A 13,050-nucleotide genomic window follows, 5' to 3' on the forward strand; every position below is an offset into this window, starting at 1 on the left:
GCCCACCCGTCGCATGACCACCGGCGGGCAATGCTAGAAACTCCGGCAAATTCTGCCCCTAAACCCTTGATGCCGCAATGAAATCGGTTTAACGAAACAGGCTGAAACAGCTGTGTTGTGAAACCGCACGTTGCGCAGGGTCAACAATGGCGAGTGCGCTTGCTCCTTTTTTCGCGCACCGCTGACAGATCGATTCCCATCCTTTTCGACACCATGGCCCTGCTTCCGATTCTTCGATATCCCGATCCCCGCCTGCACAAGGTGGCCGAACCGGTGCTGGCGGTGGACGCCGAAGTCCGGCAACTGGTCGACGACATGCTGGCCACGATGTACGAGGCCGAAGGTGTTGGCCTGGCCGCGACCCAGGTCGACGTGCACCGCCGCGTGATCGTGATGGACACCTCCGAGGGCCGCGACCAGCCGCTGGTGCTGATCAACCCGGAGCTGCTGAAGCTCAGCGACGAGATGACCGTCGGCGAGGAAGGTTGCCTCTCCGTGCCCACGATCTATGACGAGGTGCCCCGGCACGCCAGGGTCACCGTGCGTGCGTTGGGCCGTGACGGCCAGCCCTACGAATTCGATGCGGACGGACTGACGGCGGTCTGTGTGCAGCATGAAATGGATCACCTGGCCGGCAAGGTGTTCGTCGAATACCTGAGCCCGCTCAAGCAAGGCCGCATCAAGACCAAGATGCTGAAAAAGACGCGCGACGACGCCAAATCCCGTTGAGCGCGCCGGAATCGACGCGCATGGGTGATTCTTCGTCTTCTCAGGACGCCTCGGCTCCGCATCCGCTGAAACTGGTGTTCGCCGGCACGCCCGAATTCGCCGCGGTGGCACTGCAGGCCTTGCTGGCCGCCGGCTTCGAAGTGCCGCTGGTGATGAGCCAGCCAGACCGCCCGGCCGGCCGCGGCATGAAGCTGCAGGCCTCGCCGGTCAAGGCGCTGGCGCTTCAGCACGGCGTGGCGGTCAGCCAGCCGCGCAGCTTGCGGCTGGACGGCAAGTACCCGGAAGACGCCGCTGCGGCGCGCGAAGCCTTGCTGGCCGCAGCGCCCGACGTGATGATCGTCGCTGCCTACGGTCTGATCCTGCCGACCTGGGTCCTGGACCTGCCGCGCCTGGGCTGCCTGAACATCCATGCCTCGCTGCTGCCCCGCTGGCGCGGCGCTGCCCCGATTCATCGCGCCATCGAGGCCGGCGATGCGTGCACCGGCATCACCATCATGCAGATGGACGCCGGCCTGGACACCGGCGACATGCTGCTGATCGGCGAACAGCCCATTCAGGCAGGCGACCGCACCACCACGCTGCACGACCGCCTGGCCGCGCAAGGGGGCGAGCTGATCGTGCAGGCGCTGCAAACCCTGCAGCGCGGCGAGCCGCTGCCAGCCACGCGGCAGCCGGAAGACGGAATCACCTACGCACACAAGATCGACAAGGCCGAAAGCGCGATCGACTGGCGGCTGCCGGCCGCGTTGATCGAGCGCCGGGTGCGTGCGTTTGACCCGTTCCCGGGCGCCAGCTTTGTCTGGGACGGCGAGCTCGTGAAGCTCTGGCAGGCCGAGTTGCGACCGGCACCAGCTGGCGTGCAGCCCGGCCAGGTCCTGGCAGCGGGCGACGAATTGCGCATCGCCTGCGGCGAAGGCGCGCTGGCCCTGCGGCAGGTCCAGCGGCCTGGCGGTAAGCGCTTGCCGGTCGCGGCGCTGCTGCAGGCCAAGCCTGGCCAGGTCGGACAGACCCTGCCGTTGCCCGAGTGAACCGGCGCAACGGTTGAACTTCGGCGGTCCGCCGCCATCTGATCCAGCGACACGGTCATGGGGCCGCGTCGGTCGCGCCGCCTGTTGGCGCGTGTGTTTCGATGCTGGAAGGAAAGTTCGCCATGTTCAACCTGATGAAGACCGCTGTGCTGATGGCGGCCATCACCGCGCTGTTCATGATCATTGGCCGGCTGCTGGGCGGCCAGCAAGGCATGGTGCTGGCGCTGGTGATTGCGCTGGGGATGAATTTCTTCAGCTACTGGTTCTCCGACAAGATGGTCCTGCGCATGTACAACGCGCAGGAAGTCGACGAAACCACCGCGCCGCAGTTCTACCGCCTGGTGCGCGAGCTCGCGGCCAGGGCTGAGCTGCCGATGCCGCGGGTCTACCTGATCCAGGAGGACGCGCCCAATGCCTTTGCCACCGGCCGCAACCCGCAACACGCCGCGGTGGCCGCGACCACCGGCATCCTGCGCGTGCTCAGCGAGCGCGAGTTGCGCGGCGTGATGGCGCACGAGCTGGCGCACGTGAAGCATCGCGACATCCTGATCTCGACCATCAGCGCGACCATGGCCGGCGCCATCAGCATGCTGGCCAATTTCGCGATGTTCTTTGGCGGGCGCGACAGTGAAGGCCGCTCGGTCAATCCCATCGTCTCGATTCTGGTGATGCTGCTCGCGCCGCTGGCTGCCAGCCTGATCCAGATGGCCATCAGCCGCTCGCGCGAGTTCGAGGCCGACCGCGGTGGCGCGCAGATCTCCGGCGACCCGCAGGCCCTGGCGTCCGCGCTGCAGAAGATCCACCGCGCAGCGCAAGGCCTGCCGCTGGAAACCACCGAGCGCCACCCGGAAACCGCGCAGATGATGATCATGAACCCGCTCTCCGCCGGCGGCCTGCGCGGGCTGTTCTCGACCCATCCTTCGACCGAGGAGCGTGTCGAGCGCCTGCTCGCCATGGCCGCGGGACGCTGAGAAGACCCGCTTTCCGGCGCCAGATCGGGCCATCGCAGGCTCAAGCCCGCGGTGATGCGGGCCGATAGACCAGGGATGCGCCGCATCCTTGTGTCTACCCTTGTCCTTGCCAGCCTGCTGGCCGGCTGCGACCAGTTGGGCATCGAGTCCGCCACCGTCGTTGCCGAGAAGAAGTCCGCCGAGGGCAAGGCCATTGGTGCGGCCTGCCGCCACGCTGGCCGCGCCATCGAAGACTGCTACACGCTGAACAAGAAGGCCGAAAAGGCGTCCATCTACGCCGGCTGGCGGGAGATGGACGACTACATGCGCGAAAACAAGATCGAACCGGTGGTGCCGGTGATCAAGCCGGAAGAGAAGAAGCCCAAGCCGCCCGAAGGCGATGACGCTGCCGACGACAGCAAGCCTGCTGCCAGCGAAGCCGGGAAAGACGGCAAGGACGCCAAGCCTGCCAAAGACGCCAAGAAACCGGCGCACTGACCCAGGCCCGCGGGCTGGGCTTCAGGCTGCATGCCATTCCAGGTGTTGCCTGGCGAAGATCTCGCGCAGCTGGCCGGCCTGGCCCAACGCGGTGAGCGCCTGGGTCAGGGCCTGAGCCAGGTCCATACTGTCGCGTTTGACGGCCAGACCCACCGCCCAGCCGTCACGCGGCGCGCGCGGCATGGGCAACGGGGTGATGGCGTAGCGCGGGTCGTTCCGGATCACCGTCTCCAGCTCCGAGGCCAGGCCGGCGGCCGCCACCACCTCACCGCGCAGCAGCGCCTGGGCCGCCTCGGTGCCGTCCTTCCACTGCGTGTGCAGGGACTCCCTCAGCATGCCGTCGTTGGCGCCGATCAAGAGCCAGCCGGCCAGCGACTGGCCCTGCACCGCCACAGCTTGTCCGGTCAGCGGTTCCAGCGTGTCCAGCCGCGGCAGGGCCTGCAGGCGGCGGGCGATGGCCACGCGCTCCCGGCAATAGGGGCCGAACAAAAGCACTTGCGGATTGGCTTCCATCAACGGGGCGTCCACCGGCACATGCAGCAACACGTCGGCCGGGCCGTAGCCCAGGTAATGACCCTTCCAGACCATGTTGCGCAGGTCGTCGTTCATGTTGTCGTCAGCGTAGAACGGCATCAGCGCGAGCTTCACCTGCAAGGCATCGGCCAGCGCCTGGGCCAGGTCCACGTCAATGCCGCGGCCGTCCACATGGAACGGCGGCATGTCCTTGTAGATCGCGAACCTGAGGGTGCCGCGTTCTCGCACCTGTGCGAGCGTGGTCGCCGAGGCGGGCCACATCGGCGTGGCGAGGGCCGTGGCAGCGGCCGTGGCAGCGAGGCCGCGCAGCAGCGCGCGGCGGGTCCAGGGAGCGTCTCTCATGGGAATCTCCTCCAGCATCAGGGCAGGGGTTTTTCGCGCCGGGTTTCCAGGTAGGTCTTGATGGTCCACAGCGCCTCCTGGCTCAGCACGCCCTCGAAGGGCGGCATGTAGACCGCGCCATTGCGGCTGCGGCCATGGCGCACGGTGGTCATGAAGTAGTCGTCCATCTCGGCCTTGCAGGACTTGCGCAGCTCGGCGCCCTGCATGCCCACGCAGTCGTTGTCCAGCCGGCGCAGGTCGGGCGCAATGCCGCCCGAGATGGCCTCCAGCCCGTGACAGCGGGCGCAGTTCTGGTTGAAGCCCGAGGTGCCGATGCGCACCGCGACCTCATTGCCGCTGAACGGGTTTTCACTCCGCCAGGCTTCGCCCAGATTGGGCAGGCCGGTGGTGTCCACCGGTTGTGGCGTCACGTCGCCGTGGGCCCAGGCGGCGGCGCTGGCGATGCTGCACAGCAGCATGCTTCGACGGGCCCAGCGGCCGAGCCTGTCGCGGGATGATGGGCGGTTCATGGTGTGTCTCCTTGTTCTTGGTTCGAGGCCGGATGCGCGTCTTCAACGCAAACCATGTGCCACCGGGAAATGCTTCACGTGGGAACAGTTGTTGCGTCAATTCCCTCTTGCAGATGCTTCTGCTCCAATCAACCGGCCCGCCTGCGAGCGGGGAGGCTGGCAAGGCTGCTGTCAGCCTGAAGCCGGCCATCGGAGCCTGTTGCAGGAATGAACAGTCGCGGGCACCCCGGGTGGCACATGCATCAGGGTTGACCCGCGAGATCTCACGGAGACAACCTGCGCGTGAGCGCGGGAGGAGAACTGGATGACGATGTCTGTGGCTGACTCAGAGGCCAACGGGACGGGACCTCGCGCTGGCGCCTGGACCTCCCCGGTGGCCGTGCCCCAGGAGAACCTGCCGGCCCGGACAGAGCTGATCGAGCAATCCCATTTGCGCTGTGCAGCCCTGGGCTTGACCCGGGTGGAGCGGCCGGATTTCGAGCCCTTGCTGCGCGGCGACCTGAACATCGCGCGCGAGCGCAACCTGCGGCTGTCCAGCCATGCCGCGCCGGTGATGGAGATGCTGCTGGAGCAGATCGTCAACACCGGCAGCATGATCGTGCTGACCGACGCGCAGGGCACCATCCTGCATACCGTGGGCGACGACGAATTCCTGGCCCGGGCCAACAAGGTGGCGCTGGCGCCGGGCGTGAACTGGGCCGAGCAGTCCAAGGGCACCAATGCCATTGGCACCGCCCTGGTGGACGAGTTGCCCACCCTGGTCCACGCCGGCGAGCACTTCATGCACGTCAACAGTTTCATGACCTGTTCCGCCGCGCCGATCTTCGACCCGCGCGGCAACATGCTGGGCGTGCTGGACGTCACCGGAGACCAGCGTGTGTACCACCAGCACACCATGGGCCTGGTGAGGATGTCGGCCCGCATGATCGAGAACCACTGGCTGACGGACGACAGCGGCGACCGACTGCGTTTGCACTTCCACATCCGGCCCGAATTCATCGGGACCTTGCTGGAGGGCATCCTGGTGGTGGGCGGCGATGGCCGCATCCTGGGGGCCAATCGCAGCGCGCTGGACCTGCTCGACATGAGCAGCGCCGCCGTGCGCATGCACAGCTTGGTGAGCCTGCTCAACACCAACGTCGGGGCCTTGATCGACCACCTGCGCGCACCGCTGGCTCAGCCGATGCGCCTGCACCTGGCCAACGGCCGGCTGGTGCACCTGAGTCCGCGGGCCAGCGGGTCCTTGCAGCGCATCACCGGCCTGCCCGGGGGCCTGACGACCGTGCCGGAAATGCGGGCCGTCCCCGCCGGCGAATCCGCCGGTGCGGCCACGCGTCCGGTGGCCGAATCCCGCATGTCCGGGCTGCACTACCTGAGCACCGGCGACGCGCAGTTCGAGGCCGTGGCGCGCAAGGTCCAGCGCATCCTGAACCGCGACATCCCGCTGATGATCCTCGGCGAGACCGGCACCGGCAAGGAGCTGCTGGCCCGCGCCGTGCACCAGGACTCCGAGCGCGCGCGCCAGCCCTTCGTGGCGGTCAACTGCGCCTCCATCCCCGAGACGCTGATCGAGGCCGAGCTGTTCGGTTACGAGGAAGGGGCCTTCACCGGCGCGCGTCGCAAGGGGGCAACCGGCCGCATCCTGCAGGCCAACGGCGGCACGCTGTTCCTCGACGAGATCGGCGACATGCCGCTGGGCCTGCAGGCCCACCTGCTGCGGGTGCTGCAGGAGCGCTGCGTGACGCCGCTGGGCAGCCAGAGGTCCATCCCGGTGGACATTGCGGTGGTCAGCGCCACGCACCGGGACCTGCGGGCCATGATCGAACAAAGCAGCTTCCGTCAGGACCTCTACTACCGCCTCGACGGGCTGGTCGTGCGGCTGCCGGCGCTGCGCGACCGCAGCGACCTGACGGTGGTCGCGCAGCGCATCCTGATGTCGCTGGGCGTGGCCGGCTCGCTGGCGCTCAGCCCCTCGGTCATCGCGCTGTTCAACCGCTACCACTGGCCGGGCAATGTGCGGCAACTGGCCACGGTGCTGCGCACGGCGGCAGTGATGGCGGCCGGGGAAACGCAGATCACCGAGGACCACCTGTCCGACGACTTCCTGGACGACATCCGGCGCATGCGCAGCAGCGAGCTCCGTGCGGGCGCGCATGGGCTGGTTGAGGCGCTGCCCTCGGCGCCAGCCATCGCGGTAGCCTGGGCACCCGCGAGCGCCCCGCGCGAGTTGCCGCCCGCCGCGCCCTCACGCGAGCTGAGCTTGCCCGCTGCCGGCCCCGCGGCTGCGCGCACCCTGGTCGAGGCCGAGATCGACCTGATCCGTGCCGCGGTGGACGCCGCCCAGGGCAACATCTCGCTGGCCGCCAAGCAGCTGGGCATCAGCCGCAACACCATCTACCGCAAGCTGCGCCTGGGCCAGAAGGGCTGAGAGGCTGAGCGTCTCAGCCCCGGGCACCCGCAGCCGCGGGTCTACCCTGTGCCAGGCGCAGCCGGCGTGTCATGGGCCTGTCCCAGAGTGACACAGCCGGGCGCGCAGCCGCCTGGCCGCCCCGCCGCCTGCCGCGCTGCCGCGGTCCCTGGCAACCCCGCGGTCCTGGCGCCGCAGAGGCGTGGCCTGGGCTGCTTTCCGAGGATAACCCCCGGCCCGGCCTGATCCCGGGTGTTTCGGCACGGGCTTTGCAGATGGAGACATCCCATGGCCTGGACCACCCCCGCCTGCGGAGACCTGCGCTTCGGCTTCGAAATCACGATGCACATCGCTGCGCTGATGCCGTCGCCACCTCCACACCTGGCCATGGCCCCTCATGAAAATCCTTGTGCTCGGCTCCGGCGCGGGCGGCGGGTTCCCGCAGTGGAACTGCAACTGCTCCCTGTGCACATGGTTGCGGTCAGCGGTGAGCAGCATTGCGCCAGCTTCGTGATCCCCGGTTTCGAGCACCTGGCCTTCACCGCCATTCCGGGCAAGGCGCCACCGTATTCACCGCACCGCCGCGAACAGGTGGTGGGCGACAACATCGCGCCGGCGCGCCAGGAGGAGCTTGACATGCGCCGTCACCAATTCCTGCGGCGCGCTGGGCGCCGGCGCCAGTGCCCTGGCCTCCGGCCTGGCCCGTGCCACGGCGCCGATGCCCCCGCAACCCTGCTGCAGCAGCACGGCATCACGCAGGCGCTGGTCGATGGTGGCGAGTGGGCCGGCCGTGGCCGCAACCCTGCCGGCCAGCCCTGGCACCTGGCGTTGGCCGACCCGCGCGATGCCGCGGCCTGGATCAATGGGCTGGATCTGCAGGAGGCCTGCCTGGCCACCTCGGCCGACAACCCCAGCTGCTTCCCGCCGGACTTTCGCCACCACCACATCCTGGACCCGCGCAGCGGCGATTTGCCACCCGAAGTGGCCGAGGTGGCGGTGCTGGCCCGCGAAGGCGCGCTGGCGGACGCCTTCACCAAGGTCGCCTTCATGGCCGGGCCGCGGCGGGCCGTCACGCTGGCACGGGAATGGTCGGTCGAACTGCTGCTCGTGGACAAGGCCGGGCGGCGCTGGGTGTCACCAGGCTGGCCCGGGCTCACGGCCTGAGCCAGTGTGGCGCAGCGCCACGCCGGAATACCCGGCCTGGCACATCCGGCATGACACACCTGACTGTGCAAGCGTGGCACAGCTGGCGGGGGAAACCCGGGTGACGTGCGTGGAAAACCACCGTCTGGCAAACCCCCTCCGGCCCCGGCCGAGTGGCACAGACATTGCGCTGTGTAGCAGCGCGCAACTGCGCCGCCGGCCCGGTCCACCGGGCGGCGCTCACCCCACGTGGAGACAACATGCGACCGACTCTCTTGAACCTGTTGATGTGCATCGGGCTGGCCGCGGCGGCCAGCACCCATGCCGCCGGCGTGACCGATCAGATGATCGAAACCGAGTCTTCGGCCTCGGGCAATGTGCTGAGCTGGGGAGGCACGCCGCAAGGCCAGCGCTACTCGCCGCTCAAGCAGATCACCACTGCCAACGTCGGCAAGATGACGCCGGTCTGGGCCTTCTCGTTTGGCGGCGAAAAGCAGCGCGGGCAGGAGTCCCAGCCCGTCATCTACAACGGCAAGATGTTCGTCACCGCGTCCTACTCGCGCCTGTTCGCGCTGGACGCGGCCACCGGCAAGAAGCTGTGGAAGTACGAGCACCGCCTGCCCGAGGGCATCATGCCCTGCTGCGACGTGGTCAACCGCGGCGCAGCGCTGTTCGACAAGCTGGTCATCTTCGCCACGCTGGACGCCCAGCTGGTCGCGCTGAACCAGGACACCGGCGACCTGGTCTGGAAGACCAAGATCGACGACTACGCCGCCGGCTACTCCGCCACGGCTGCGCCCATCATTGCCGAGGGCCTGCTGCTGACCGGCGTGTCCGGTGGCGAGTTCGGCGTGGTCGGCCGCGTCGAAGCGCGCGACCCGCGCACCGGCAAGCTGGTCTGGACCCGCCCGACGGTCGAAGGCCACATGGGGTACCTCTGGGACAAGGATGGCAACAAGCAGGAAAACGGCATCTCCGGCACCACCAACCAGTCCTGGCCGGGCGACCTCTGGAAGACCGGCGGCGCGGCCACCTGGCTGGGCGGCACCTATGACCGCAAGACGGGGCTGGCCTACTTCGGCACCGGCAACCCGGCGCCATGGAACAGCCACCTGCGCAAGGGCGACAACCTCTTCTCCTGCTCCACCGTCGCGATCGACGTGAAGACCGGCCAGATCAAGTGGCACTACCAGGGCACGCCCAACGACAGCTGGGACTTCGACGGCGCCAACGAGTTCATCACCTTCGACATGGATGGCAAGCGGGTCGGCGGCAAGGCCGATCGCAACGGCTTCTTCTACGTGATCGATGCCAACAACGGCAAGCTGGTCAACGCCTTCCCGTTTGTCAAGAAGATCACCTGGGCCACTGGTGTGGACCTGGCCACCGGGCGCCCGAACTTCGTGGCCGAGAACCGGCCCGGTGACCCGACTGTGGGCGACGGCAAGAAGGGCAGCGAAGTCTTCTCCGCGCCCGGCTTCCTGGGCGGCAAGAACCAGATGCCGATGGCCTACAGCCCGGACACGCAGCTGTTCTACGTGCCGTCTAACGAATGGGGCATGGAGATCTGGAACGAGCCCGTGGCCTACAAGAAGGGCGCGGCCTACCTGGGTGCGGGCTTCACCATCCGGCCGCTCAACGAGGACTACATCGGCTCGCTGCGCGCCATGGACCCGAAGACCGGCAAGATCGTCTGGGAGGTGAAGAACAGCGCGCCGCTGTGGGGTGGCGTGCTGACCACCGGCGGCAACCTGGTGTTCTGGGGCACGCCAGAGGGCTACCTGAAGGCGGCCGATGCCAAGACCGGCAAGGTCGTCTGGCAGTTCCAGACCGGCTCCGGCGTGGTGGCGCCGCCGGTCACTTGGCAGCAGAACGGCGAGCAGTACGTGGGCGTTGCTTCCGGCTGGGGTGGTGCAGTGCCGCTGTGGGGCGGGGAAGTGGCCAAGAAGGTCAACTTCCTCGAACAGGGCGGGATGATGTGGGTGTTCAAGCTGCCCAAGGGCTAGAGGCTGACCCGCAGGCGCATGGCCTTTCCCGTTTCCCTTCCGCAGGGATTGAACCCGGGGGCATCGCTGGATGCCCCCCTCGCCGGGCCGCGCGCCGGTCCGGCTGGAGCTTGCAGCATGAACTCCCCCTTTTCACTTTCTTCCCGCCGTTTCTTCATGATCCAGGCGCTGGGCACTGTGGGCGCCAGCGTGGCGCTGCCGGCCTCCGCGCTGGCCGCGCCGGTGCATGTGGACGAAGCCGACGAAACCTCGGCCGCGCTGGGCTATAAGCACGACACCAGCAAGGTGGACGGCGCGAAATTCCCCAAGCACCAGGCCTCGCAACGCTGCGTGGACTGCGGCCTTTTCCAGGGCGCAGCCAGCGACGAATGGGCCGGCTGCGCGATGTTCGGCCGCAAGCAGGTCCATGCCAACGGCTGGTGCAACGCCTGGGTCAAGAAGCCTGCCTGAGGCTTGATGCGTCGCGCAGCGCTCTGATGGGGCGCGGGCGGTTGGTCAGGCCCGCAGGCAGATGCCGGCCTGAAATTCCGGCTGCCAGGGTCCATAGGACAATGGCGGCATGAGCGTTTCTGAGCCGCTGTGGCGGCATCCTGAATTCCGGCGTGGTGCACACGAGATGGTGGGCATTGCGCTGGGCATCGCGGCCTGGGGTCTGGTGACCGGCGTGGCGATGGTCAAAACCGGCCTGGGCGTGCCGCTGTCGGTGCTGATGTCCTTGCTGGTGTTCGCCGGCAGCGCGCAGCTGGCCACGCTGCCGCTGATCGTTTCCGGCGCGCCGATCTGGGTCGTCTGGGCCACGGCGATCTGCGTGAACCTGCGCTTCGTGATCTTCAGTGCGGGCTGGCGGCCTTATTTCGGCCACTTGCCGCGGCGCCAGCGCATGTGGCAGGCCTATTTCACGGCCGACCTGAACTACGTCTGCTTCATGCGGCGTTTCCCCGAGCCCAAGCCTTCGCCCGAGCAACTGCCTTATTTCTGGGGCGGCGCGGTGGTCAACTGGCTGGCCTGGCAAATCTTGTCGCTGCTGGGCATCTTCCTGGCCGACACCATCCCCACCGCCTGGGGCCTGGGCTTCGCCGGCACGCTGGCGCTGCTGGGCCTGACGGGCTCGCTGCTGTCTGACCGCGCGACCTGGCTCGCCGCCGCCGTGGCCGGCTGCGCTTCGGTGGCAGCCTACTCGCTGCCGCTGAAGCTCAACATCGTCACCGCGATTGCCGCGGCGATTGCCATCGGCGTGCTGCTGGATCACTTCAAGGCGCCGTCCGCACCGGTGGCGGTGGCCAATCCCGGGGACCGCACATGAGCACCTGGGAAGCTGTGATTGCCTTGATCGGACTCGCGCTGATCACGGTGCTGACGCGTGGCTTTTTCCTGCTGCCCGAGCGCGAGGTGCCCATTCCCGCCTGGCTGCGCGAGGCGCTGCGTTACGCGCCGCTGGCTGCGCTGGTGGCGGTCGTCGTGCCGGAAACGGTGATGACGCAAGGCCACATGATCCATGATTGGCGCGACGCGCGGCTGTTCGCCGCTGCGGCCGGCGCGCTGTGGTTCTGGTGGCGCCGCGGCATCCTCGGCACCATCGTTTGCGGCACCGTGGTGCTGCTGACGCTGCGGCTCACGCTGGGCTGGTGAGCACGGCCCGTATTTCCTCCCTTCACTTCAACCATCACACCACCATGAACGTCATCCGCTTTGCAGACCTCGTGGACCAGGGCAAGGTCTCTGGCCAGCGCGTGTTCATCCGCGCCGACCTCAACGTGCCGCAGGACAAGTCGGGCAACATCACCGAAGACACCCGCATCCGCGCTTCGGTGCCCTGCATCGAGCTGGCGCTCAAGGCCGGTGCCGCGGTGATGGTCACCAGCCACCTGGGCCGCCCGACCGAAGGCGAGTTCAAGCCCGAGGATTCGCTGGCGCCGGTGGCCGTGCGCCTGGGCGAGTTGCTGGGCCGGGAGGTCAAGCTGGAGGCCAATTGGGTCGATGGTGTGGACGTCGCGCCGGGCCAGGTCGTGCTGCTGGAAAACTGCCGGGTGAACAAGGGCGAGAAGAAGAACGACGAAGTGCTGGCGAAGAAGATGGCCGCGCTGTGCGACATCTTCGTGCACGATGCATTTGGCACAGCGCACCGCGCCGAGGCCTCGACCTATGGCATCGCCCAGTTCGCCAAGATCGCCTGCGCCGGCCCGCTGCTGGCCGCCGAGATCGACGCGATCAACAAGGCGCTGGCCAACCCGAAGCGCCCGCTGGTGGCCATCGTCGCCGGCTCCAAGGTCTCGACCAAGCTGACCATCCTGCAGTCGCTGGCGAAGAACGTGGACGGCCTGATCGTCGGCGGCGGCATTGCCAACACCTTCCTGCTGGCCTCCGGTCTGAAGATCGGCAAGAGCCTGGTCGAGCTGGACCTGGTGGACCAGGCCAAGGCGGTGATCGAGGCGATGAAGGCACGCGGTGCCGCGGTGCCGGTCCCCACAGACGTGGTCTGCGCCAAGACCTTTGCCGCTGACGCGCCGGCCACCGTCAAGGCCGCGACCGACGTGGCCGACGACGACCTGATCCTGGACATCGGCCCCGAGACCGCCGCCAGGCTGGCCGCGCAGCTGAAGGCCGCCGGCACCATCGTCTGGAACGGTCCGGTCGGTGTGTTCGAGTTCGAGGCCTTTTCTCACGGCACCGAAACCATTGCCCGCGCGATTGCCGACAGCGACGCCTTCAGCATCGCCGGCGGCGGCGACACACTGGCGGCCATCGCCAAGTACGGCATCGAGAAGGATGTGGGCTACATCTCGACCGGTGGCGGCGCCTTCCTTGAAGTGCTGGAAGGCAAGACCCTGCCGGCCTTCGAGATCCTGAGCAAGCGCGCAATGGCATAAGCGCGAGGGGCCGCAACCGGCCCCTCGCCCCTTCAAC

At 67.9% G+C, this 13,050-nt stretch carries 13 protein-coding genes and 1 pseudogene; 12 read left to right on the forward strand and 2 right to left on the reverse strand.

Annotation, left to right across the window (positions count from 1 at the left end; translation table 11 throughout):
- Positions 1-213: 213 nt before the first annotated feature.
- The 4 genes from def (at position 214) to LRH25_RS01575 (ending at position 3,205) form a co-directional block, all read left to right on the forward strand.
- Positions 214-729, forward strand: a complete 516-nt coding sequence (def, locus tag LRH25_RS01560; protein WP_141288122.1) for a peptide deformylase — start codon at positions 214-216, stop codon at positions 727-729.
- A 65-nt stretch (positions 730-794) separates the two neighbouring features.
- On the forward strand, positions 795-1,757 hold the full coding sequence (gene fmt, locus LRH25_RS01565) for a methionyl-tRNA formyltransferase (protein ID WP_141288127.1): 963 nt from the start codon (positions 795-797) through the stop codon (positions 1,755-1,757).
- A gap of 122 nt (positions 1,758-1,879) precedes the next feature.
- Positions 1,880-2,728 carry a zinc metalloprotease HtpX gene (gene htpX, locus LRH25_RS01570; protein WP_141288123.1) on the forward strand — a complete coding sequence of 283 codons (849 nt, stop codon included), beginning with the start codon at positions 1,880-1,882 and terminating at the stop codon, positions 2,726-2,728.
- 75 nt (positions 2,729-2,803) lie between these two features.
- A complete protein-coding gene (locus LRH25_RS01575) occupies positions 2,804-3,205 on the forward strand; it encodes a hypothetical protein (protein ID WP_141288124.1) in 402 nt (133 codons plus the stop codon).
- Positions 3,206-3,226: 21 nt separating this feature from the next.
- On the opposite strand, the gene LRH25_RS01580 is transcribed toward LRH25_RS01575, so the two are convergent.
- Together LRH25_RS01580 and pedF are read right to left on the reverse strand one after the other, a co-directional pair.
- A complete protein-coding gene (locus LRH25_RS01580) occupies positions 3,227-4,081 on the reverse strand; it encodes a substrate-binding periplasmic protein (protein ID WP_141288125.1) in 855 nt (284 codons plus the stop codon).
- 17 nt (positions 4,082-4,098) lie between these two features.
- Positions 4,099-4,590 (reverse strand): cytochrome c-550 PedF, encoded by a 492-nt coding sequence (gene pedF / locus LRH25_RS01585; RefSeq protein WP_141288126.1) that lies wholly within the window; start codon positions 4,588-4,590, stop codon positions 4,099-4,101.
- A 373-nt stretch (positions 4,591-4,963) separates the two neighbouring features.
- Here pedF and LRH25_RS01590 point away from each other — a divergent pair, with 373 nt between their 5' ends.
- The 8 genes and pseudogenes from LRH25_RS01590 to LRH25_RS01625 all read left to right on the forward strand — a co-directional run bounded on the left by LRH25_RS01590 (position 4,964) and on the right by LRH25_RS01625 (position 13,013).
- Positions 4,964-7,018: a sigma-54-dependent Fis family transcriptional regulator gene (locus tag LRH25_RS01590; protein ID WP_231010058.1), complete on the forward strand. Its 2,055-nt coding sequence runs from the start codon at positions 4,964-4,966 to the stop codon at positions 7,016-7,018.
- Positions 7,019-7,285: 267 nt separating this feature from the next.
- Positions 7,286-7,348, forward strand: a pseudogene (pqqA, locus tag LRH25_RS32645) (pyrroloquinoline quinone precursor peptide PqqA); the annotation flags it as partial.
- A gap of 120 nt (positions 7,349-7,468) precedes the next feature.
- Positions 7,469-8,161 carry an FAD:protein FMN transferase gene (locus LRH25_RS01600; protein ID WP_231010256.1) on the forward strand — a complete coding sequence of 231 codons (693 nt, stop codon included), beginning with the start codon at positions 7,469-7,471 and terminating at the stop codon, positions 8,159-8,161.
- Between the two features lie 239 nt (positions 8,162-8,400).
- The gene (locus tag LRH25_RS01605) at positions 8,401-10,146 is read left to right on the forward strand and encodes a PQQ-dependent methanol/ethanol family dehydrogenase (protein WP_141285807.1); all 1,746 of its coding nucleotides are present in this window, start codon (positions 8,401-8,403) and stop codon (positions 10,144-10,146) included.
- 117 nt (positions 10,147-10,263) lie between these two features.
- Positions 10,264-10,596, forward strand: coding sequence for a high-potential iron-sulfur protein (locus LRH25_RS01610; RefSeq protein ID WP_141285809.1), 333 nt, complete (start codon positions 10,264-10,266; stop codon positions 10,594-10,596).
- A gap of 109 nt (positions 10,597-10,705) precedes the next feature.
- Positions 10,706-11,449 (forward strand): AzlC family ABC transporter permease, encoded by a 744-nt coding sequence (locus LRH25_RS01615; RefSeq protein WP_141285811.1) that lies wholly within the window; start codon positions 10,706-10,708, stop codon positions 11,447-11,449.
- Positions 11,446-11,775, forward strand: coding sequence for a branched-chain amino acid transport AzlD family protein (locus tag LRH25_RS01620; protein ID WP_141285813.1), 330 nt, complete (start codon positions 11,446-11,448; stop codon positions 11,773-11,775). Before LRH25_RS01615 ends, LRH25_RS01620 begins: the two co-directional genes overlap by 4 nt.
- Positions 11,776-11,819: 44 nt before the next feature.
- Positions 11,820-13,013: a phosphoglycerate kinase gene (locus LRH25_RS01625; protein WP_141285815.1), complete on the forward strand. Its 1,194-nt coding sequence runs from the start codon at positions 11,820-11,822 to the stop codon at positions 13,011-13,013.
- Positions 13,014-13,050: the final 37 nt, after the last annotated feature.

Source organism: Ideonella azotifigens (assembly GCF_021043325.1).
Taxonomy (GTDB): Bacteria; Pseudomonadota; Gammaproteobacteria; order Burkholderiales; family Burkholderiaceae_C; genus Ideonella; species Ideonella azotifigens.

What these genes read in the sequence shown, in the direction of transcription:
- def (WP_141288122.1), top strand. Translation starts at nt 214, where the DNA reads ATGGCCCTGCTTCCGATTCTTCGATATCCCGATCCCCGCCTGCACAAG.
- htpX (WP_141288123.1), top strand. Translation starts at nt 1,880, where the DNA reads ATGTTCAACCTGATGAAGACCGCTGTGCTGATGGCGGCCATCACCGCG.
- LRH25_RS01575 (WP_141288124.1), top strand. Translation starts at nt 2,804, where the DNA reads ATGCGCCGCATCCTTGTGTCTACCCTTGTCCTTGCCAGCCTGCTGGCC.
- LRH25_RS01580 (WP_141288125.1), bottom strand. Translation starts at nt 4,081, where the DNA reads ATGAGAGACGCTCCCTGGACCCGCCGCGCGCTGCTGCGCGGCCTCGCT.
- pedF (WP_141288126.1), bottom strand. Translation starts at nt 4,590, where the DNA reads ATGAACCGCCCATCATCCCGCGACAGGCTCGGCCGCTGGGCCCGTCGA.
- LRH25_RS01600 (WP_231010256.1), top strand. Translation starts at nt 7,469, where the DNA reads ATGGTTGCGGTCAGCGGTGAGCAGCATTGCGCCAGCTTCGTGATCCCC.
- LRH25_RS01605 (WP_141285807.1), top strand. Translation starts at nt 8,401, where the DNA reads ATGCGACCGACTCTCTTGAACCTGTTGATGTGCATCGGGCTGGCCGCG.
- LRH25_RS01610 (WP_141285809.1), top strand. Translation starts at nt 10,264, where the DNA reads ATGAACTCCCCCTTTTCACTTTCTTCCCGCCGTTTCTTCATGATCCAG.
- LRH25_RS01615 (WP_141285811.1), top strand. Translation starts at nt 10,706, where the DNA reads ATGAGCGTTTCTGAGCCGCTGTGGCGGCATCCTGAATTCCGGCGTGGT.
- LRH25_RS01620 (WP_141285813.1), top strand. Translation starts at nt 11,446, where the DNA reads ATGAGCACCTGGGAAGCTGTGATTGCCTTGATCGGACTCGCGCTGATC.
- LRH25_RS01625 (WP_141285815.1), top strand. Translation starts at nt 11,820, where the DNA reads ATGAACGTCATCCGCTTTGCAGACCTCGTGGACCAGGGCAAGGTCTCT.